This is a genomic window from Ruegeria sp. ABF4_144 (assembly GCF_056160045.1).
Window position 1 is genome coordinate 457308 of sequence record NZ_JBSWWK010000002.1, and the last position, 20247, is coordinate 477554.

Annotated in this window: 18 protein-coding genes; 9 read left to right on the forward strand and 9 right to left on the reverse strand. The window is 57.5% G+C overall.

What is annotated here, in order from left to right; translation table 11 throughout:
- The first annotated feature begins 91 nt into the window (after positions 1-91).
- A complete protein-coding gene (locus ACXAGD_RS20300; RefSeq protein WP_475213414.1) occupies positions 92-499 on the forward strand; it encodes a fluoride efflux transporter FluC in 408 nt (135 codons plus the stop codon).
- Positions 496-858 carry a fluoride efflux transporter FluC gene (locus tag ACXAGD_RS20305; RefSeq protein WP_475213416.1) on the forward strand — a complete coding sequence of 121 codons (363 nt, stop codon included), beginning with the start codon at positions 496-498 and terminating at the stop codon, positions 856-858. The genes ACXAGD_RS20300 and ACXAGD_RS20305 overlap by 4 nt, the downstream gene beginning before the upstream one ends.
- Here ACXAGD_RS20305 and ACXAGD_RS20310 read toward each other — a convergent pair.
- From ACXAGD_RS20310 to ACXAGD_RS20335, 6 genes are read right to left on the reverse strand one after another with little or no spacing between them, the layout of a single operon-like run.
- A complete protein-coding gene (locus ACXAGD_RS20310; RefSeq protein WP_475213418.1) occupies positions 855-2378 on the reverse strand; it encodes a DHA2 family efflux MFS transporter permease subunit in 1524 nt (507 codons plus the stop codon). The two genes, ACXAGD_RS20305 and ACXAGD_RS20310, sit on opposite strands and share 4 nt — an antisense overlap.
- The gene (locus ACXAGD_RS20315) at positions 2375-3358 is read right to left on the reverse strand and encodes an HlyD family secretion protein (RefSeq protein ID WP_475213420.1); all 984 of its coding nucleotides are present in this window, start codon (positions 3356-3358) and stop codon (positions 2375-2377) included. Before ACXAGD_RS20315 ends, ACXAGD_RS20310 begins: the two co-directional genes overlap by 4 nt.
- 22 nt (positions 3359-3380) lie before the next feature.
- Positions 3381-3707 (reverse strand): cytochrome o ubiquinol oxidase subunit IV, encoded by a 327-nt coding sequence (locus tag ACXAGD_RS20320; RefSeq protein ID WP_475213422.1) that lies wholly within the window; start codon positions 3705-3707, stop codon positions 3381-3383.
- Positions 3700-4332 (reverse strand): cytochrome c oxidase subunit 3, encoded by a 633-nt coding sequence (locus ACXAGD_RS20325; RefSeq protein WP_475213424.1) that lies wholly within the window; start codon positions 4330-4332, stop codon positions 3700-3702. Before ACXAGD_RS20325 ends, ACXAGD_RS20320 begins: the two co-directional genes overlap by 8 nt.
- Entirely contained in the window at positions 4329-6413 is a 2085-nt protein-coding gene (locus ACXAGD_RS20330) for a cbb3-type cytochrome c oxidase subunit I (RefSeq protein WP_475213426.1), read from the reverse strand. The genes ACXAGD_RS20325 and ACXAGD_RS20330 overlap by 4 nt, the downstream gene beginning before the upstream one ends.
- Positions 6410-7366, reverse strand: coding sequence for a cytochrome ubiquinol oxidase subunit II (locus ACXAGD_RS20335; protein WP_475213428.1), 957 nt, complete (start codon positions 7364-7366; stop codon positions 6410-6412). The genes ACXAGD_RS20330 and ACXAGD_RS20335 overlap by 4 nt, the downstream gene beginning before the upstream one ends.
- 186 nt (positions 7367-7552) lie before the next feature.
- Between ACXAGD_RS20335 and ACXAGD_RS20340 the strand changes: the two genes are divergently transcribed.
- From ACXAGD_RS20340 to ACXAGD_RS20370, 7 genes are all read left to right on the forward strand, one after another.
- Positions 7553-8788, forward strand: a complete 1236-nt coding sequence (locus ACXAGD_RS20340) for a lytic murein transglycosylase (protein WP_475213430.1) — start codon at positions 7553-7555, stop codon at positions 8786-8788.
- Positions 8789-9189: 401 nt separating this feature from the next.
- Positions 9190-10818, forward strand: a complete 1629-nt coding sequence (locus ACXAGD_RS20345; protein WP_475213432.1) for a peptide ABC transporter substrate-binding protein — start codon at positions 9190-9192, stop codon at positions 10816-10818.
- A gap of 66 nt (positions 10819-10884) precedes the next feature.
- Complete coding sequence (gene oppB / locus ACXAGD_RS20350; RefSeq protein ID WP_475213434.1) at positions 10885-11808, forward strand: oligopeptide ABC transporter permease OppB; 924 nt, start codon at positions 10885-10887, stop codon at positions 11806-11808.
- Positions 11809-11818: 10 nt separating this feature from the next.
- The gene (locus ACXAGD_RS20355; RefSeq protein ID WP_475213436.1) at positions 11819-12748 is read left to right on the forward strand and encodes an ABC transporter permease subunit; all 930 of its coding nucleotides are present in this window, start codon (positions 11819-11821) and stop codon (positions 12746-12748) included.
- Position 12749: 1 nt separating this feature from the next.
- A complete protein-coding gene (locus ACXAGD_RS20360; RefSeq protein ID WP_475213438.1) occupies positions 12750-14555 on the forward strand; it encodes an ABC transporter ATP-binding protein in 1806 nt (601 codons plus the stop codon).
- Between the two features lie 293 nt (positions 14556-14848).
- Positions 14849-15742 (forward strand): UTP--glucose-1-phosphate uridylyltransferase GalU, encoded by an 894-nt coding sequence (gene galU / locus ACXAGD_RS20365; protein ID WP_475213440.1) that lies wholly within the window; start codon positions 14849-14851, stop codon positions 15740-15742.
- A 183-nt stretch (positions 15743-15925) separates the two neighbouring features.
- Positions 15926-16999 (forward strand): DUF2793 domain-containing protein, encoded by a 1074-nt coding sequence (locus ACXAGD_RS20370; protein ID WP_475213442.1) that lies wholly within the window; start codon positions 15926-15928, stop codon positions 16997-16999.
- A gap of 32 nt (positions 17000-17031) precedes the next feature.
- On the opposite strand, the gene fcl is transcribed toward ACXAGD_RS20370, so the two are convergent.
- The 3 genes from fcl to ACXAGD_RS20385 form a co-directional block, all read right to left on the reverse strand.
- A complete protein-coding gene (fcl, locus tag ACXAGD_RS20375) occupies positions 17032-18009 on the reverse strand; it encodes a GDP-L-fucose synthase (RefSeq protein WP_475213444.1) in 978 nt (325 codons plus the stop codon).
- A 10-nt stretch (positions 18010-18019) separates the two neighbouring features.
- The gene (gene gmd, locus ACXAGD_RS20380; protein ID WP_475213447.1) at positions 18020-19144 is read right to left on the reverse strand and encodes a GDP-mannose 4,6-dehydratase; all 1125 of its coding nucleotides are present in this window, start codon (positions 19142-19144) and stop codon (positions 18020-18022) included.
- 212 nt (positions 19145-19356) lie between these two features.
- Complete coding sequence (locus ACXAGD_RS20385; RefSeq protein ID WP_475213449.1) at positions 19357-20241, reverse strand: phytanoyl-CoA dioxygenase family protein; 885 nt, start codon at positions 20239-20241, stop codon at positions 19357-19359.
- Between the last annotated feature and the right edge of the window lie 6 nt (positions 20242-20247).

A 20247-nucleotide genomic window follows, 5' to 3' on the forward strand; every position in this document is an offset into this window, starting at 1 on the left:
GTGAGATAGTCAGCGCGTTTGGTGGCAGTTGATCCAAGCTTCGGCAGTATGTATGCCAAAACAAAGGTAAACTTGGGTAGGACTACCGGCCGTGACAAAAACCCGACCCGCCGTCCGGACCACGGCCATCATGTTCATCGCCGTCTTTGTTGGGGGTGCTGCGGGGTCACTGCTGCGCGAGGCGTTCTCGGCCCAGATCCCAGGCGCTCCGGCGCTGACGGCGACCTTTGGCATCAATGTCGTGGCATGCTTCGTGCTTGGCTGGCTTTACGCTATTAGAAACCGCGTCCACGCGCATGTACTGCATCTGGGGGCGGTCGGGTTCTGCGGTGGGCTGTCAACCTTTTCCTCGTTTGTTGCAGAATTGGAGCGAATGGCCGAAACGCATCTTTGGAGTGCAATTTCAGCCGCCTCACTGGAGATCGCCGTCGGTCTTGCCGCTGCAATCCTGGGCGAGGCAATCGGGCGCCGTATTCATGGGCAGAGGTCGACGGGATGAGCGCGCTTTATCTTCACGCCATGTTCGGATTGGGGGGTGGATTGGGCGCGGTGCTGCGGCATTGGATCGCTTTGCGGGTCAACCATGACCTGCCCTTTGCAACCCTGATCGTGAACGTCTTGGGCAGCCTGTTGTTGGGGCTCTGGATTGGCTACCTAGGCGGGCCGGTTGATCTTGGCGAGGAGGAAAGAAGGCTGGTTTTCGGCTTCTGCGGCGGCTTCACTACCTTTTCCAGCTTTGCGTATCAATCGCTGGAACTGCGGCGGGAACGGACAATCGCGCTGGCTGCCGGGAACATCCTGCTCAGCCTCGGTCTATGCTGGTTTGCCTTGTGGTTGGGATTAGCACTGACGCGTTAATGCGCGGCGACAGCAGCCTGAGTTCCGGGTTTAGGCGCTTTGCAAAAGAACAGCAGGGGTATCGTCGCCAAGGCCAGAAGACCAAGGTTGTTGAACACTGTCAGATAGGAAATCAGCTCGGCCTGCTGGCTGATCACCTGCCCCAGTATGGCAGCTCCTTCGGCACTTTCGGGTGTCAGACCAAGCGGCTGCAGATAAGCCTGCGCTGCCGGATTGTAGGGCGTCACGTTCTGGCTCAGCACAGCCGTATTCGTCTGCAAACCGCGCACCACCCACGTGCCAACAAGCGAAATACCCACTGATGAACCCAATTGCCGGGTCACGTTGAACAGACCCGATGCTTCGTCCTGCCTAGACTTGGAGATGCTCTCAAACGCAAGGATCGACATCGGCACGAAGACCAGCCCCATGCCTAGCCCACTGACAGCGCCCGGCCAGGCCAACTCCCAGAACCCTGCGTTCATGTTCAGCGCGCCCATCATGAAGTTGCTTATGGCCGTCAACAACATCCCCAACCCGGCCAGAAGGCGGGGGTCGAACCGCGACACCAGAACCGCGCCGGTCACAACCATCGATAGCCCGGCGGTTATACCGCGCGGAATGAACAAGTGCCCCGAGGCTATGACGGGATAATCCAGCAGGTTCTGCACAAAGGTTGGCAGGATCGCGATGCCACCAAACAGCGAGATGGCAAACCCCGCGATGACCAGATTGCAAAGGGCAAAGTTGCGATCCGCGAAGAAACGCAGGTCAACCACTGGCCGCTTGGTCGTCAGGGCGTGGACGATGAACCCCAACGCACCCAGAACAGACGCGATCAATGCCACCTGAATGACCCGCGAAGACAACCAGTCCTTGGTCTCTCCTTGATCGAGGATGAACTGCAAACAGCCGATGCCAATGGCCAGCATGGCCAAACCTGCCCAGTCGATGCGCACCTCTTCGGTTTCGTCCTCAGGCAGTTCGCCCGCCAGCAACAGCAGTGCCATCGCCGCCACCGGAAGGTTGACAAAAAACACCATCCGCCACGAGAAATACTCGGTCAGAAGTGCCCCAACCGTCGGCCCTAGTACGGGGGCCACCACGACGCCTAACCCAAATACAGCCATCGCCTGCCCGCGTTTTTCGCGGGGGAAAGCGTCGAACAGGATGGACTGAGACAACGGGATCAGAAACGCGCCGAACATACCCTGCGCGAGGCGAAAGAACACGATGGTCTCGAGGCTCCAGGACAGGCCGCACATAACGGACATGGTTGTAAAGCCGGTGATGGCCGTCAGGATCAGACGCCGCCGCCCGACCCGACGCGCGACGAAACCGGTCAGGGGCATAACTACAACCGCCGAGACAATATAGCTGGTCAGAATCCACGTTGCCTGATCGGTCGTCGCCCCAAATGCGGCCTGAATATGCGGCAAAGCAACGTTGACGATGGTGCTATCTAACACCTCGAGAATAGCGCTGAGCACAACGGCGATCACGATCACCGGGTTGACGCGGCTGGCCGCCGATCCGGTCATTTGCCAGACTGATCCGCTGTGGTGTCCACGGTCACTTTGCTGCTGCCGCCCACGCGCAGAGGCACATCTGTCGGGTCAAGCTCCACACGCACCGGGAACCGGCGTGTGACTTTGACCCAGTTGCCACTGGAGTTCTCAGACGGCAACAACGAGAACGTGTCCCCAGACCCGCGCCCGATCGAGGCCACCTTACCGGTTAGAGTGACCCCCGGCAGCATATCAACTTTCACCGTGACCGGTTGGCCCGGCCGGATACGCGGCAGCGCAGTTTCCTTGAAGTTCGCATCAACCCACCAGTCAGAGGATTCGACGATGGAAAACTGCGGCGCGTTGGCGGAAACTGCCGACCCCGGTCGCAATGTCAGGTTTGCGATCCAGCCGTCCGCAGTGGCGTAAACCTTGGTCCAGTTCAGATCGGCCTGCGCAATCTCTAGCTGCGCGCGGGATGACAGAACTTCGTCCTGCTTCGCAGCGAGCCCGCTTTGAAGCGCCAGCAATTCAGATTGGCTGGTAGTCAGACGGGCGGAAGCCTCGGCGAATGCTGTTGTGGCCTGATCCAATGAAACCTGAGCCAGATCACCGTCCGAAAACAGCGCTTTGGCCCGTTCAAAATTGTTCTTGGCCGTGTTGTAGGCTGATTGAGAGGACTGAACCGCCGCCTCGGCTGCAGTGATCTGGTTGGAATAGGATTGCGCCTGTTGAAGCGAACTATCCAAATCGGCCTGTGCCTGATCCACTGAGGCCTTGAATTGTGTGTCGTCGATCGTAAACAACAGATCACCCGCCTTGATCGGCTGATTGTCCGTGATTGGCACCTCGGCGACCTGCCCGGTCACTTGCGCCGCGACGTTGATGATATTTGCGCCCACATAAGCGTCTATGGTCGAGGGATACCGTTCCTCGTGCCGCCAATACAGAAATAGCCCGGCGCCAATGGCGATCAGCATGGCTGCGGCAGCGGCGATTTTGAAGGATTTCATGCGTCAGGCCTCTTGCAGGTCATTACATCGGATAGGTGTGCATCCGCACCGCCAGATTGCCCATAATCCAGACGGTCCCAAGGATGATGATCAGCAGGACCAGCGTAGAGAACAGGACCAGATCAAGGTCTTCGCGACTGCTGCGGCGGCGGTCGATATGCAGAAAGTAGACCAGTTGCACGATCAGTTGAGCCAACCCCAACAACGCAATCGAGAGATAAACCCCCGTGGTTCTAATGCCGTATTTGTAGGCGATGAGGAACACCGCCGCTGTCAGCAATAGCGAACCGCCATAGCCGATGACATAACGCCGGCGCTCTCGCCGGTGCATCTCGCTGCGCTTATCCATAGGTCAGCCCTCCGAAATAAACGATGGTGATGATGCCGATCCAAATCAGGTCGAGGAAGTGCCAGAAAAGCGCCAACCGAACGACGCGCGACATCAGCAGGTCGGTTAGCCCAAACACCCGCAATTGGATGCCCAGCACGATTAGCCACAAACACCCTGCCGCAACGTGCAACCCATGTAGCGGTACCAATCCGTAGAAAGCAGACAGGAACCCGCTGCGTTGGGGGATGCCGCCCTTTTCAGCCATGGCCATGAAGTCACGGATTTCCAGCACCAGAAAGCAGAGGCCTAAAACCAGTGTCACACAAAACCAGAACACGATCCGCCAACGAGGCAGGTTGTATTTCAGCGCCAGCATTGCCAGGCCTACCGTCAGACTGCTGGTCAACAGGATCAGCGTTTGGGCAAAGATGCTATACAGATCGAACAGCTCATGCGGACCCGGCCCGCCCGCCTGCGCGTCGATCATAGTGATATAGATCGCAAACATCAGGCCGAAATAGACCAGATCGCTCATCAAAAAGACCCAGAAGCCGAAGGTGACAACCTCGGTAGCCCGGTGGGCACTTTCATGGCGCCGTCCAAGGTTCAGACCGGGATAACTGTGAGTGGGCGCGCGCTTCATGTCGCGGCCTCCAGATCGGGGCGGGCGAGCCCACGATTTTCCGGAGCCGTTTCGTGATCGCGGTCCACGGCTGTGGCGCTGCGCACCAGATCAAGCCAAGCTTCGTGCTGTTTGCGCACCTCTTCAGCAGGGATGACTGCTTCAAAGTCGGTTTTGAAGGTCCAGGCGATGAAGGACGCAAGCATCAGAACCGTCGCCAAGATCGCCAACCACCAGATCCACCAGACCAGCGCGAACATCCAGACACCGCTAAGTACACATAGGGTAAACCCGATCGCGGTGTTGCGTGGCATCGAGATATCCTCGTATTCGTCCGGTGTTGGATAGGCCCCGCCGCGCTCCTTTGCGGCGGCAAAGCTGTCTCGGTCGGTCACCTTTGGGATGATGGCAAAGTTATAGGGCGGCGGTGGAGACGGGATCGACCATTCAAGCGTGCGCGCATCCCATGGATCGCCAACCGGCACGCGGGTTTTTTCGCGGTCACGGATGCTGACCCACAATTGGACGATCACCGACAACAACGCCGACAGGATCACCAACGCACCGAAGACGGCGATGATCATATAGGGGTGGAAACTGGGGTCTTCCCAACTGAACGACCGGCGCGGCATGCCCATTAGGCCAACAAAATACAGCGGCAGGAAGGTCAGCATGAATCCGACCGTCCACAGCACGACAGTGATGCGACCCCAGTACTCGTTCAGCCGGAACCCAAAGGCTTTGGGGAACCAGTAGTTATATCCCGCCAGCAGGCCGAACAGCACGCCCGGCAACAACACGTTGTGGAAATGCGCCACAAGGAACAGGGTGTTGTGGACCTGATAGTCAACCGTTGGATTAGCCAGGATCACACCCGACAAACCGCCAATCACAAACAGCATCAGAAAGGACAGGCCGTACAGCATCGGCACCGAAAACCGGATACGGCCACGATACAAGGTTGCCATCCAGTCATAGACCTTCACTCCGGTAGGAATGGCGATCAGCATAGTCGCGATTCCGAACACTGCATTGATCAGCGCGCTCTGGCCCATGGTGAAGAAATGGTGCAGCCAGACGGTGAAAGACAGTACCGCGATGCACATGGTGGCAATAACCAAAGAGTTATAGCCGTACAGCCGCTTTGCTGAGAACGTGGCGAAAATCTCGGAATAGATGCCATAGGCGGGCAGAACCAGCAGGTAGACCTCGGGGTGACCGAACAGCCAAAACAGGTTGGCATAGTTCATCATGTTGCCGCCGAGGTCGTTGGTGAAAAAGTGGAAATCCAGATAACGGTCCGCCGCAAGCATCAGCGCCGCAACACCAAGTGGGGGCATAGCAAAGATGATCAGGATCGAGCTGCTGATGATCGTCCAGCAATACATCGGCAGCCGCATGAACTTCATTCCCGGCGCCCGCAGCTTGTAGATGGTGACGGCAAAGTTGATCCCCGTCAGCGTGGTGCCGATGCCCGAGACGACGATGGCCCAGATCCAGTAGTCCGGCCCCACGCCGGGGTTGAACGCGGCACCGGTATAGGGTGGATAGGCTGTCCAGCCGCCGGTCGAAAACTCACCCACCACCAGCGAAACCATCAGCATCATGCCTGCCGAAACCGTCAAGCCGAGGCTGATCTGGTTCATCACCGGAAAGGCAACATCCCGCGCGCCGATCATCAGTGGCACCAGATAGTTGGCGACGCCAAACACAAAGGGCACCGCAACAAAGAAAACCATGATCGTGCCGTGAGTGCTGAAGAGCTCGGCGAAGTGTTCGGCTTCAAGGAAGCCATCACCCGGCCCCGCCGCCTGTTGAGCGCGCATGACCACACCCTCAAGCACGCCGCGCGCCAACATGACGATGGCGAAGACGATATACATGATGCCAATCTTCTTGTGATCGGCGCTGGTCAGCCAGTCGCGCCACAGCGGGCCCCACAAGCGGAACCATGTCAGCAACCCGACCACGACGACAACGCCAACAACAACGATGCCAGCGGCTGCATTCGCCACGATTTCGTTGATGTTTGGGGTCTGAATCAGACCTGCGATCGGGAATGCGTCCCAGTTCAGGCGGCCAAAGAACCCGGTATCTGTCATTGCGCAACCTCCTGTCCGAACTCAATCGTCCCCGGTTGCTGGTCAACCGGCAGAGGCTGTGAGCCATGATATCGGTGCAGGATCGAGTGAAACAGATCGCCGTCCTCCAGCGTGAAATACAAAGCGTTGAGCGGCATGAGAGGGGTTCCCAATGCCGCCTGCACCTCATCCCGGTCCGTGCGCATCGCCAACGTGCGGTAAGTGTCCTCGGTCAACGGAATGCCATGGGTTCGGACACTTTCAACCCAGGCATTGAAATCCTCGGGCTGCATGGCCTGGGTCAGGAACTTCTGTTTGGTAAAACCACGGCCATTATACTGTGTGTTTTCACCCTGCATCGTCTTTGGCGTGTCCGCCACCAGATGCAGCTTCGTCGTCATCCCGGGCATGGCGTATATCTGCCCTGCAAGCGCCGGGATCATAAAAGATTGCATAACCGTGTCCGTGGTCAGCGTCATTGCAACCTGCTGTTTGACAGGAATACCCAGCTCGCCGACTGTTGCGATACCCAGATCGGGATAAATGAACAGCCATTTCCAATCAAGGCCAACCACCTGAACGTTCAGCGCCGGGGTCTCGCCGAAAGCAGCCGAATAAGGATCCAGCCGATGCGTCGCCTTCCAAAGGTAGAAGGATAGAAGCGCCACGATTACCACCGGAACGCCCCACATCAAAAATTCGAGTTTGGCAGAAAAATCCCATTTTGGCCGATAGGCGGCGGCACTGCCTTTGCGTCGCCGATACCGCAAGGCAATCAACGGCACCAGAACCAGCACTGGTAGAACGGCCACCATGATCAGAACGGTCGCCCGCAACAGATGGGTTTTTTGGACAGCCGCAATCGGCCCTTGCGGGTCCATGAAACTGTCGGCGGCCCACGCCATTTGCGCCGAGGCCACCACAAGGGCGACCACACCAAACACTGCAAGTCTTGAAGGTCTGAGACCAGCCACGCCTGATTGTCCTTTTGTGCCTTCGTTTCGGCCAACTATCGGCAGAGTCAGGAATTTTCTCAAGGTTTTTTCCGAAACCGACGATTGTCCCCAACGTCACCGGGACAACCGTAGCAATAGGAATGCGTAAAACGCTGCCCAAGCTGCAGTTGACTTGGCCCTGCAGGCACGCGACACATTCCATTTATGCGTTGGATTGTTCTTACCCTTAGCCTTTGGTGCCTTTCGACAAGCGCCTATGCGCAGGATCGTGCCGCGATTGAACGTCAGTTCCAAGCGTGGCTACAAAACACGGTCTGGCCGCAGGCCAAAGCCAAAGGCGTTTCTCGTAAAACCATGAAGCGCGCTTTTGACGGTGTTACACTCAACTGGAAGCTGCCGGACCTTGTACCGCCGGGTCAGGCGGCACAGACGCCAAAAAAACAAAAACAAGCCGAATTCGGATCGCCTGGACGGTATTTCAACGCAGGTTCGGTTCAGGGGGCTACGGCTACAGGAAGGCAGATGGCGCGTCGACACGCAGCAACGCTGGCGAGGGTCGAGGCCGAAACTGGCGTGCCCGGTCGTATCATCCTGGCCATCTGGGGCCGCGAGAGCGGATACGGTCAGGTTCCCATTCGCCACAACGCGTTTCAGGTACTCGGCACCAAGGGCTTCATGAGCACCCGGGCCCCCTATTTCACAGACGAACTGATCGCCGCTTTGCAAATTGCCGAAGCAGGACACGCCCCACCAGGTAAGTTGAAAAGCAGTTGGGCCGGTGCATTGGGCCAACCCCAGTTCATGCCGTCGAATTTCCTGACCTACGCGGCGGATGGAAACGGTGACGGACGGTCTGATATCTGGGCCTCATCCGAGGATACACTCGCGTCGATCGGGAATTTTCTGTCGCAACATGGCTGGGTCACCGGGCGCGACTGGGGGTTCGAAGTAAACGTCCCAACCTCGGTTTCCTGTGCTCTGGAAGGGCCGGATCAGGGCAGAACCATTCAGGATTGGGCCGCAGCGGGCATAACACGTGTATCGGGCAAACCCTTTCCGAAACATGAGCTGCCGGGCGAAGGTTTTCTGATGATGCCTGCTGGGCGCAACGGCCCCGCCTTTATCGTAACGCCAAATTTCTACGTTCTGAAAGACTACAACAAGAGCGATCTCTACGCCCTGTTCGTTGGTCATGTCGGAGACCGCATTCAGTATGGCGTTGGAGATTTCAGCGCCCGATGGGGCAAGATCGGCAATCTGTACCGGTCTGATGTGGCCGCGATGCAGAGAGCACTAGAGCGCCTGGGCCATGATGTCGGCGGCGCAGACGGGTTGCCCGGGTTCAAGACCCGCCGCTCGATCGGACGGTGGCAACAAGCGACGGGGCGCCCCGCGACCTGCTTTCCCGAAACCAGCATGAAATCCGCCCTGAAGCCTTAGCGATTCGCAGTGGTCCTTACGTCATCTTGGCGGCCAATCTCGCTCCATTGGGGCAAGGGCAAATCGAAACCTTCACAAAAGTGTTAAGAACTGCCGAAGTTTCATTATAAAATTTCAGGGCCGGACCGGGATTCATACGCAATCCACCTATGGTTGCCCCTTTTTCAGGCAAAGGCTTTATCCTTTTTTGAAATAGTGCCACCTTCGGCGCCAGTGAAAGGCAACTTTTGCAAACACGTTCCCGACCTCAAACCGAGAAACAGCGACGCGGTGTTCATTGCGATCTGAAATAGCATTCATTGAACCAACGCCGATCGTTTCCGGGTCGGACAAACATGGCGGTCAGTGGCCATCCTGAAAGGACAAGGGTGCTGTGCCGCAAAAAACGGGAGTAGAACAACATGAACAAGTATATTCGTACCTCTCTGGCGGGGCTGTTGACCTCGACCATGATTACCGGCGCTGCTTTTGCCGCTGGTACCCATCCTGAAACCGGTGAGGCGCTGGCGGACGACCAGACCTTTGTCTATCGCCTTCTGGACGAAACCACGTCTTTTGACCCTCAGATCGTTGAAGACGTCGACGGCTCGGATATCGTCCGCGACCTGTTCGAAGGGCTGATGAACCAGGACGAAGACGGCAATCTGGTGCCCGGCGTTGCCACCGGCTATACCACAAACGACACCAAAGACGTTTATACCTTTACTCTTCGTGACAATGCCAAATGGTCCAACGGCGATCCGGTGACCGCCAATGACTTTGTCTTTGCTTGGAAACGTGCCGTCGATCCCGCCCTGTCCTCGCCTTATGCATGGTTCATGGAACTGATGTCGATCGAGAACGCGTCTGAAATTATCGCGGGCGACAAACCCGTCGACGAACTGGGCGTCACTGCGATTGACGACCACACACTTGAGGTCAAGCTAAGCGCGCCGCTGCCGTATTTTGCGCAGATGACCACTCATACCACCACCTTCCCGGCTCCTCAGAAAGTCATTGAAGAGCTAGGCAACGAGTGGACCAAGCCCGGCAACATCGTGTCGAACGGCGCCTACGTGCTGACCGAACACCTGCCGCAGGAACGGTCGACCCGTGAGCGCAACGAGATGTACTGGGACAACGAAAACACCATCCTCGACAAGGTCGTTGCGCTGGTCATCAACGACGAAAACGTCGCCCTGACCCGCTATCTGGCTGGTGAACTGGACCGCACCGACGTACCGGCGGGCCAGTTCCCGCGTCTGAAGAAAGAACACCCCGAAGAGGCCGTCAGCTATCCCCGTCTGTGTAACTACTATTACACGTTCAACCTGTCTGAAGGTGGACCCGAGGCGTTCAAAGATCCGAACGTACGTCAGGCATTGTCCCTGGCCGTGGATCGTAAGATCATCACTGAAAACGTCATGGCAGGTGGCCAACCGCAGGCCTACACCTTCGCGCCTGAAGCCACCGCCGGTTTCACCGTACCCGAAGTTGAAATGGCCTCGATGTCTCAGCCGGAACGGGATGAGCTGGCCAAAGAACTGCTGGCAGAGGCAGGCTATGGCCCCGACAACCCACTGAGCTTTGAAATGGTGTACAACACATCTGAGGCACACAAGAAAGTGGCCGTTGCCCTAAGCCAGATGTGGAAGCAGAAACTGGGCGTAAACGCCAATCTTGCGAACATGGAATGGAAAGTGTTCCTGGAAGAGCGCGGCAACCAGAACTTCGATCTGGCCCGTGGCGCATGGTGCGGCGACTATAACGAAGCTTCGACCTTCCTGGACCTGCTGCAATCGCAGTCCGGTTATAACGACGGCAAGTACAACAACGCCCGTGTTGACGAATTGTTGGCCGAAGCGAAAACTTCGGATGACCCGGCCCCGCTGTATACCGAAGTGGAACGGATCATCGCACAAGAGACCCCGGTTATCCCGATCTACCACTATGCTGGCGTCTATATGATCGACAGCGATGTCGGAAACTGGCCAATCAACAACGTAGAGCAGAACTGGTATTCCCGGAACCTCTACAAACGCGCCGAATAATCATCCTGAAAACACGCTTTGCCCCGAAAATCGCTTTCGGGGCAAAGCCAATAACGGGGGCATGAAATGCTTGCCTATATCATCCGGCGATTGCTAATCGCCGTTCCGACGATCTTGTTGCTGATCGTCGCCTGTTTCTTTCTGATGCACTTCGCGCCCGGCGGGCCCTTCACGTCAGAGCGGCCATTGCCGCCGGCGGTTCTGGCCAATATCGAGGCGCGGTATGGGTTGGACCAACCGCTGTGGAAGCAGCTTTGGGACTACCTGTACAACATCGTGGTGCATTTCGACTTTGGCCCGTCCTTTAAATTCAAGGACCGGGACGTGAATGACATCATCTCGCAAGGTTTCCCAATCTCGCTGACCTATGGTTCCTTGTCCTTCCTTGTGGCGACCATCATCGGCGTGGGGCTGGGGATCGCGGCTGCGATCAAGCACAACAGCTGGATCGACTATTTCGCCGTGGGTTTGGGGATCGCCGCACAGGCTTTGCCAAACTTCATCATGGGCCCGATCCTTATCTTGACCTTTACCCTGTGGCTAGGCTGGCTGCCCGGTGGCGGTTGGCATGGCGGTCAATGGCAATATCTGATCATGCCCGTGATCGCACTGGCCACGTCCTACATGGGGTCGATCGCGCGGATTACCCGTTCATCGATGCTTGAAGTTTTGAACTCGAACTTCATCCGCACCGCGCGTGCCAAGGGGTTGCCGACCAGAACCGTGATCTGGCGCCATGCTCTGAAACCTACCCTGCTGCCCGTCGTGTCTTATCTGGGCCCGGTCTTTGTCTACGTGCTGACGGGATCGGTCTTTGTTGACCTGTATTTCTCAACAGGTGGGCTGGGTCAGTCGTATGTGAGCTCGGCGCTTTCACGGGACTACGCGGTGCTGCTTGGGGTCACGATCCTATATGGCACGCTGACCGTCATCGTGAACCTGCTGACCGACCTGGCTTATGCCTGGTTCGATCCGAAAATCCGCTACTGAGGGGCCGGCAATGCTTGGAAAATCACAAAAAGCCGCCCAACTGGCTGAAGATGTCACCGACTACACGGTCATTCAGGGACGCTCGCTGTGGCAGGACGCGCGGATGCGCTTTGTCCGCAACAAGGCCGCGATGGCCAGCGTTTTCATTCTGGTGTTGATCGTTCTGTTTACGATCATCGGCCCGTATTTTGCCGTGTGGAACAACGAAGAAATCGACTGGAACGTCATGGGTGACGTGCGCGGCATGGGGATGCCGTCCGTCGAGACCGGGCACTATTTCGGTGTCGATGATCTGGGGCGTGACCTTTACAGCCGCGTCATTCAGGCAACAACGACCTCTTTGCTGGTTGGTTTGATCGGGGCGGCGACTGCCCTGCTGGTGGGCACCTTCTATGGTATAGCCGCTGGGTATATTGGCGGACGCACCGACAGTGTGATGATGCGTTTCGTCGATATCCTGCTGGCTATCCCGGCCACGCTGATCATCATCCTTTTGCTGGTGGTCGCGGGGCGGTCGTTCTTCATGCTGTTCATCGCCCTTGGTGCGGTCGGCTGGCTAACGATGGCGCGGATCGTTCGGGGGCAAACGCTGACCCTGAAAAACCGTGAATTCATTGAGGCCGCACGCGCCGCCGGAGTCAGCGAGTTTACCATCATGTATCGCCACATCCTGCCCAACCTGCTGGGGGTGGTGATCGTCTATGCATCGCTTTTGGTGCCCGAGATGATCCTGACGGAAAGCTTCATCTCGTTCCTTGGCCTTGGTATTTCAGAGCCCTACACATCACTGGGTCGTCTGATCGCCGAAGGCGCGGGCACGATGGGGTACGGCACCTTATGGCAACTCATGTTCCCCCTGGCATTCTATGTCGCCATCATCATCACGATGTTCTTCATCGGTGATGGTCTGCGTGACGCTCTGGACCCGAAGGATCGCTGATATGAGCCTGTTTTCTATTAAAGACCTGAGCGTCCAGTTCGACACACCGGATGGCGTGGTCGAGGCTGTCAAAGGAATCAGCTTCGACATCAATCCGGGTGAGTGTCTGGGCATCGTCGGTGAAAGCGGATCGGGTAAAAGCCAGACCTTCATGGCCGCGATGGGGTTGTTGCCACCGGCCGGACGTGCACTTGGGTCGGCCACATTGAACGGCAAGGAAATCCTGAACCTGCCGATCAACAAGCTGAACAAGATCCGTGGTTCCGATGTCGGCATGATCTTTCAAGATCCGCTGACGGCCCTGACCCCGCATCTTCGAGTCGGGCAGCAAATGCGCGAGGTTCTTCAAGTTCATGAAGGCCTACAGGGTTCGGCCGCGAGGGCGCGTTGTCTGGAGTGGCTAGAACGTGTCCGCATCCCCGAGGCTAAGCGGCGTTTGAACCAATACCCACATGAGCTGTCGGGCGGAATGCGCCAGCGCGTCATGATCGCCATGTCGATGCTGTGCAACCCCAAGCTGCTGATCGCAGATGAACCCACGACGGCGCTGGACGTGACCGTTCAGGCCGACATTCTTGACCTGATGGTGCGCCTGCAAAAGGACGAAGGCACCGCAATTGCCCTGATCACGCATGACATGGGGGTTGTTGCCCGGATGTGCGACCGCATTCAGGTCATGCGGCTGGGTCAGTTTGTCGAGACCGGGGATACGCGCGAAATCTTCCGCGCGCCGCAGCACGGCTACACACGTACGCTGTTGGATGCGATGCCCCGGATCGATGCTGGCGACGCGCCCAAAGCGCTGGACAATATCGACGAACCGCTGCTCAAGGTCGACGATGTCAAGGTGCACTTCCCGATCCACGTTTCCGGCGGGTTGTTCGGTCGCAAGGTGCCGCTAAAGGCGGTCGATGGCGTCAGCTTTGACATCCGCAAGGGTGAAACGCTGGGCGTTGTGGGGGAATCCGGTTGCGGCAAGTCCACGCTGGCGCGGGCGGTTCTGCAACTGATCGAACCCAGCGCGGGCAACGTCAGCTGGCTGGGTCATCCCATCGTCGGGCTAAAACGGGCCGAGCTGAACAAGTACCGCAAGGACCTTCAGATCGTGTTCCAGGATCCGCTGGCTAGCCTTGATCCACGAATGACGATCTCGGCCTCGATTGCCGAACCACTGAAGACCTATCGCCCCGATCTGACCGAGCGCGAACGCAAGGACATGGTCGCACAGATGATGGAGCGGGTCGGCCTGAAGGCCAACATGATCAACCGCTATCCGCACGAACTGTCCGGCGGTCAGAATCAGCGCGTCGGAATCGCAAGGGCAATGATCAACAAGCCCAAGCTGATCATTTGCGACGAAGCGGTCTCGGCCTTGGATGTATCCATTCAGGCGCAGATTGTGGAACTGTTGCGCGAATTGCAGCAAGAGTTCGGGCTGTCGATGATTTTCATCAGCCACGATCTGTCAGTGGTGCGTGCGGTCTCGAATCGGATCATGGTTCTGTATCTTGGTCGGATCGTCGAACTGGGTGACGGAGAGGTGATCTGTTCCGATCCAATTCACCCGTACACCAAGTCCCTGATCTCGGCTGTTCCGATTCCGGACCCGGATGTCGAACGGACTCGTCAGAGGCTAAAGTTGCCAGGCGAGCTGCCCTCGCCAATGGATCCGAAAGCCGCGCTTCGGTTCCTGCCCAGCCGGTTGGCCGCAGGGGAAACCAACTATGTTCCAAAGCTGAGCGAGGTTCGACCCGATCACTTCGTGGCCGAGCATGATCCGCTTGACGCGATAATGAACCCGACCTAACCCCCCTTGCCCCGAGGCCATTTACAGGGCTTCGGGGCAAGTTGAGAAATCTCGTCCGACTACGGCCCGGGCAGTGACCAGCCTAACGCCTCATTTCACTGCAAAGAGCGCATAAAACCGCAAGGTATGCGCGTGCGTGACCCGATCGTTTTGACTTATCCCCCCCCGGGTGGCACCATCTTGGGAAATCGCGGCCTGATTATCCGTTGGCGTTGAATGTTCATGCCACAGGCCCTAAGAGGTCCGCGTAGTAAAAAACTGTCAATCATTGATTTAGTAACTTGAGAGGTCAAATGGCACGTAAGGTCACAAAAGCGATCTTCCCCGTTGCGGGGCTTGGCACGCGCTTTCTGCCGGCAACAAAGTCCGTCCCGAAAGAGATCATGACTTTGGTCGATCGTCCGCTGGTGCAATATGCGATCGACGAGGCACGTGCTGCCGGTATCAAAGAATTCATTTTTGTAACGTCACGCGGAAAATCCGCTCTGGAAGATTATTTCGACCACAATCTGGTTCTTGAGCAAGAGCTGAAATCCAAGGGCAAGGACAAGCTGCTTGAAACGTTGAACAAGACCAACATGGAAAGCGGCGCGATTGCCTATATCCGTCAGCACAAGGCCCTAGGTCTGGGCCACGCTGTGTGGTGTGCCCGCCGTTTGATCGGCGATGAGCCCTTTGCCGTTATGCTGCCCGATGACGTGATCGCAGGCGACAAGCCCTGTCTTAAGCAGATGGTCGAAGCCTATGAGGAAACTGGCGGCAACATGGTTGCGGCCATGGAAGTGCCGGCCGACAAAACCAGCGCTTACGGCGTTCTGGATGTGGGTGAGAACATCGGCTCGGTCGTCCGCGCGCGCGGTATGGTCGAAAAACCTAAGCCTGAAGAGGCTCCGTCGAATCTGGCTGTCATCGGGCGATATATCCTGGGCCCCTCCGTTCTGTACAACCTGAACCAGATGAAAAAGGGCAGCGGCGGAGAAATCCAGCTGACCGATGCGATTGCCGAGGATATCGGGAACGGCGTGCCGGTCTTCGGCTACAAGTTTAAGGGTCAGCGTTTTGACTGCGGGTCCAAGTCCGGATTCCTTCAGGCCACAGTTGCCTTTGCACTGGCGCGCGATGACCTGCGCGAAGACCTGAGCCAATATCTGCACGACATCGTCGCCACAGGTCAGGCCGCGCAGTAGCGGACTGCCTAAAAACAGGTTCAAGTATTCCGGCCGGGGTGTTCAGCGCTCCGGCTTTTTTGCGCCTGCTTAAGTTAGCAAATGGTTTTTCGGGCGTCCGACCCGGTCAGACAGGATTCATACACGACACGGCAATGTGGCGCGCAATTCAAATGTCAGACCGACAACCTCAGGAGGACGCCCGTGTCACAGAACTCACCCCGCTTGAACCTGCCATTTCTACAGCCGTCGCAGGCGCAAAAACACGTCACCCATAACGAAGCGCTGCGGCAGCTGGATCTGATCACGCAACTGAGCGTGGCTACCACAAACGCCACGACCCCGCCTGCCGTGCCGGATCAGGGTGAGGTTCACGCTTTGGGCGCAGCCCCCACAGGGGATTGGACCGGGCAAGCCGGGAAATTGGCCGCGTGGCTGGACAATGCCTGGCATTTCGTCACGCCCGGCATGGGTTGGCGCGCGTGGGATGAAACGACCGGGCAACTGAAAATCTGGGATGGCGCTTGGGTTGATCCTCCGGTTGCGACGCAAAATCTGGATGGTGTGGGGATTGCCACCGGACATGACAGCACAAACCGTCTTTCGGTGAGATCTCCGGCGACGCTGCTCAGCCATGACGGTGGCGGGCATCAGCTGAAGATAAACAAGGCCAGCGCGGGTGACACCGCATCCTTGTTGTTTCAATCCGACTGGACTGGCCATGCGGAGATGGGACTGTCCGGCAATACCGGCTTTTCCATCAAAGTCTCGCCTGATGGCAGCACCTGGACCGACGCGCTGAGTTTAGATCCCGCGACCGGAACAGCCAGCGGCGCGGCGGTTCAGGCCAGCGCCGATGACACCACCGCCGGTCGTCTGATGCGGGCGGATTACGGCTATGGCCCCGGCAATCTGCTGGGTGTCGTAACACAGAGCAGCGGCGGCCCGACCGGGGCCGTCATCGAACGCGGGTCAAACGCAGACGGCGATTACGTGCGATTTGCTGATGGCACCCAGGTTTGCACCGCCTCTCTGACGGCCACCGGTTGCACGAATGCGGAAGGTGCCCTGTTCGCAAGCAACGCTGCGGTCTGGGGTTTCCCGGCGGCTTTCGCTGTGGGCTCAACCGTTACTGTATCCGGCAGCGGAGGTGCTACCACCCGTTTCGTGGGGTTTGACGCGCCGACTGAAACTCAGGTTGGGTTCAAGGTTCTGGCGACCGCGAATGATGCGACGGCGCTGACCCCAACGGCCACTGCAATTGGCCGCTGGTTCTGATCTCTGATTGCCCAGGGCTTTTGCCCGGGCATTTACTTGGCGCGCAGATCCGCGTCCGCCTGATCCAAGAACCAGGCGTAGGTTTCGCGGATCCCGTCTTCGAGCCCAACACGCGCGCGCCAGCCCATATCAGCCAGACGGGAAACATCCATCAGTTTGCGCATAGTGCCGTCCGGTTTACTGACATCCTGCGTGATCTTGCCGGAGAACCCTGTTGTTTTCGCCACCAGAGCCGCCAGCTCCGCGATCGAGACATCTTCACCACAGCCGACGTTAATATGGCTCAGCATCGGTTGGGTATTTGCCTCGTAAACATCACGCGGCAGGTCGAGCACGTACAGCGAGGCCTCGGCCATATCGTCCACATGCAGGAATTCGCGGCGCGGCTTGCCAGTGCCCCAGATCACCACTTCGTCCAATCCGTCCCGCTGCGCCTCGTGGAAACGGCGGATCAGGGCAGGCAGCACATGGCTGTTTTCCGGGTGGAAATTGTCTCCCGGGCCATAAAGGTTGGTTGGCATAACCGAGCGGTAATCGACCCCGTGTTGCCGGTTATAGCTTTCACACAGCTTGATCCCGGCGATCTTGGCCACGGCGTAGGGTTCGTTGGTCGGTTCCAGCACGCCGGTCAGCAACGCATCTTCGCGCATCGGCTGCGGCACCGCGCGTGGGTAAATGCAGGAGCTTCCCAGTTGCAGCAGGTGTTTTACACCGGCGGCAAAGGCCTGATGGATCACGTTACATTCGATCATCAGGTTGTCGTAGATGAAATCCGCCGGGTAAGTGTTGTTGGCATGAATACCGCCCACCTTTGCCGCGGCGAGAACCACAATATCCGGACGTTCAGTTTGCATGAAATCACGCACAGCGGCCTGATCAGTCAGGTCCAGTTCGGAATGCGTGCGGGTGATCAGCTCAAGCGCTTCGCCTGCGGCCTTGCGATCCTGCAAACGGCGCAGGATTGCGCCACCGACCATGCCGCGGTGGCCTGCTACGTAGATCTTGCGCATAGCGCCCTCCTCAGCCGTTTTCCAAACTTACCGGCAACTCATAACCATGCTCTTTCAACAGCGCATGGCGTTTCGCGGTCTTGAGGTCCTCGACGACCATCTCAGAGCACATTTCCTGAACGGTCAGCTCAGGCTCCCAGCCCAGCTTGGTCTTGGCATTGGTTGGATCGCCCAGCAGCGTTTCCACCTCGGCCGGGCGGAAATATTGCGGGTCGATGCGAACGATCACGTCGCCCGGTTTCAGAGCAGGTGCGTTATCACCTTCGATCGATTTGACCGTTGCAATCTCATCCACGCCTTCGCCAGAGAATTCCAGTGTAACGCCCAGCTCAACCGCCGACCATTCGATGAACTGACGAACCGAGTACTGCACGCCGGTCGCAATTACGAAATCTTCGGGGTTGTCTTGCTGCAGCATCAGCCACTGCATCCGCACATAGTCTTTTGCGTGGCCCCAGTCGCGCAGACTATCGATGTTGCCCATGTAAAGGCAGTTTTCCAGACCCTGCGCGATATTCGCCAAACCACGGGTGATCTTGCGGGTCACAAAGGTTTCACCACGGCGCGGGCTCTCGTGGTTAAACAGGATGCCGTTGCAGGCATACATGCCATAGGCCTCGCGGTAGTTCACTGTGATCCAGTAGGAATACAGCTTGGCCACCGCATAGGGTGAGCGCGGGTGGAACGGTGTAGTCTCTCGCTGCGGGATTTCCTGCACCAGACCATAGAGTTCCGAGGTCGAGGCTTGATAGAAGCGGGTTTTCTTCTCGAGCCCCAGGAACCGGATCGCCTCCAACAGGCGCAGCGTGCCGATGGCGTCGACATCGGCGGTATATTCCGGAGATTCAAAACTGACCGCCACGTGGGACTGCGCGCCGAGGTTGTAAACCTCGTCAGGCTGCACTTCCTGAATGATTCGTGTCAGGTTCGACGTGTCGCTAAGGTCACCATAATGCAGGTGCAGTTTGGGGTTGGGAACGTGAGGATCTTGATAGATATGATCGATCCGCTGCGTGTTGAACGATGACGCGCGGCGCTTAATCCCATGAACTTCATAGCCTTTTTCCAAAAGAAATTCAGCTAAGTAAGAACCATCCTGCCCGGTAATACCGGTAATCAACGCCTTTTTTGTCATCACTTTTCCCACGGAACACAGTTTGTTTAGTTGCCGTCTCAGAAACAGCAAGAACACCTGAAATGCAACCCAAGGAGACACTTAACGGGGAAAACTGATGGCAGTTTCCCGCCAGCACACTGTTTGGAAATGAAAGCGCTTAAAGCGATCAGACAGTTTGCGCCGCACGTGGCGCGACGCAACTCAGGGCTTCTGCGCTCAATCCTTTAGGATCAAGAAGCCCCATACAGGGGCACCTCGCTTTTGGCTCCATCCGCCAGCGCCTTGCTCTGATCCCGGCGTACCTGATCGTAAAGCGCCAACGCCTGATCCGAAAACAGGTGGCTGGGCGGTTCAACATGCACGAAATTGGATTGCCCATCCTGCCCGCGTGCCAACATGGCGTAGTCCCGATCCGCGACCAGTTGCTTTGCATTGGGATTCAGATAACGGATGGCTAGGCCGATCCTGCGGTCATCTGAATGGTTCGGACCCGAGCCGTGAATGGTCAGCCCATGATGCAACGACATCTGCCCCGGTGCCAGTTCGATATGGGTTTTGTCGTCCTCAGCCACGTCAACGGCAACCTCCTGCCCACGGGACAAAAGGTTGGTTTCGGAATAGGTATCGTTGTGTGGTAGGATCGGGTTCTTGTGGCTTCCCTGCACGAAATCCATGCAACCGCTTTCGACCGTCGCGGGGGACAGCGCGATCCATGCGGTGACCTGATCCGGCGTTTCCCCCATGCCCCAGTACGTCAGGTCCTGATGCATTCCCACGGTGTGATCGGTATGCGCCTCTTTGATGAAAAACTCGGCCGACCAAACCATGATGTCCGGGCCCAGAACGCCCTCGACTAAGTCCAGCACTCGGGGGTCCAACGCAACCCGGGCCGCCAACGGGATTACCAGATGCGCGTTCACACGCTTGTAGGTGTTCAAAGGCAGGGGCAAGTCCGTAGACAACCAGTCCTGCTCAAGCTGTTCCAGTTCTGCGCGAACCTCTGCGGTTTCCTCCGCCGAGAATACTGTAAGCGGAAAGAGAAACCCGTCTTCCCAATATTGTGCGGATTGGGCTGCGGTCAGTGCGGTTTCAGACAATTGGGCAGTTTGCTGCATTGCGTA

Bases quoted from the DNA above. Each gene is read 5' to 3' on its own strand.
- ACXAGD_RS20360 (WP_475213438.1), top strand. From the start codon at position 12,750: ATGAGCCTGTTTTCTATTAAAGACCTGAGCGTCCAGTTCGACACACCG.
- ACXAGD_RS20330 (WP_475213426.1), bottom strand. From the start codon at position 6,413: ATGACAGATACCGGGTTCTTTGGCCGCCTGAACTGGGACGCATTCCCG.
- ACXAGD_RS20355 (WP_475213436.1), top strand. From the start codon at position 11,819: ATGCTTGGAAAATCACAAAAAGCCGCCCAACTGGCTGAAGATGTCACC.
- ACXAGD_RS20340 (WP_475213430.1), top strand. From the start codon at position 7,553: ATGCGTTGGATTGTTCTTACCCTTAGCCTTTGGTGCCTTTCGACAAGC.
- gmd (WP_475213447.1), bottom strand. From the start codon at position 19,144: ATGACAAAAAAGGCGTTGATTACCGGTATTACCGGGCAGGATGGTTCT.
- fcl (WP_475213444.1), bottom strand. From the start codon at position 18,009: ATGCGCAAGATCTACGTAGCAGGCCACCGCGGCATGGTCGGTGGCGCA.
- ACXAGD_RS20315 (WP_475213420.1), bottom strand. From the start codon at position 3,358: ATGAAATCCTTCAAAATCGCCGCTGCCGCAGCCATGCTGATCGCCATT.
- galU (WP_475213440.1), top strand. From the start codon at position 14,849: ATGGCACGTAAGGTCACAAAAGCGATCTTCCCCGTTGCGGGGCTTGGC.
- ACXAGD_RS20310 (WP_475213418.1), bottom strand. From the start codon at position 2,378: ATGACCGGATCGGCGGCCAGCCGCGTCAACCCGGTGATCGTGATCGCC.
- ACXAGD_RS20325 (WP_475213424.1), bottom strand. From the start codon at position 4,332: ATGAAGCGCGCGCCCACTCACAGTTATCCCGGTCTGAACCTTGGACGG.
- ACXAGD_RS20385 (WP_475213449.1), bottom strand. From the start codon at position 20,241: ATGCAGCAAACTGCCCAATTGTCTGAAACCGCACTGACCGCAGCCCAA.
- ACXAGD_RS20320 (WP_475213422.1), bottom strand. From the start codon at position 3,707: ATGGATAAGCGCAGCGAGATGCACCGGCGAGAGCGCCGGCGTTATGTC.
- ACXAGD_RS20345 (WP_475213432.1), top strand. From the start codon at position 9,190: ATGAACAAGTATATTCGTACCTCTCTGGCGGGGCTGTTGACCTCGACC.
- oppB (WP_475213434.1), top strand. From the start codon at position 10,885: ATGCTTGCCTATATCATCCGGCGATTGCTAATCGCCGTTCCGACGATC.
- ACXAGD_RS20305 (WP_475213416.1), top strand. From the start codon at position 496: ATGAGCGCGCTTTATCTTCACGCCATGTTCGGATTGGGGGGTGGATTG.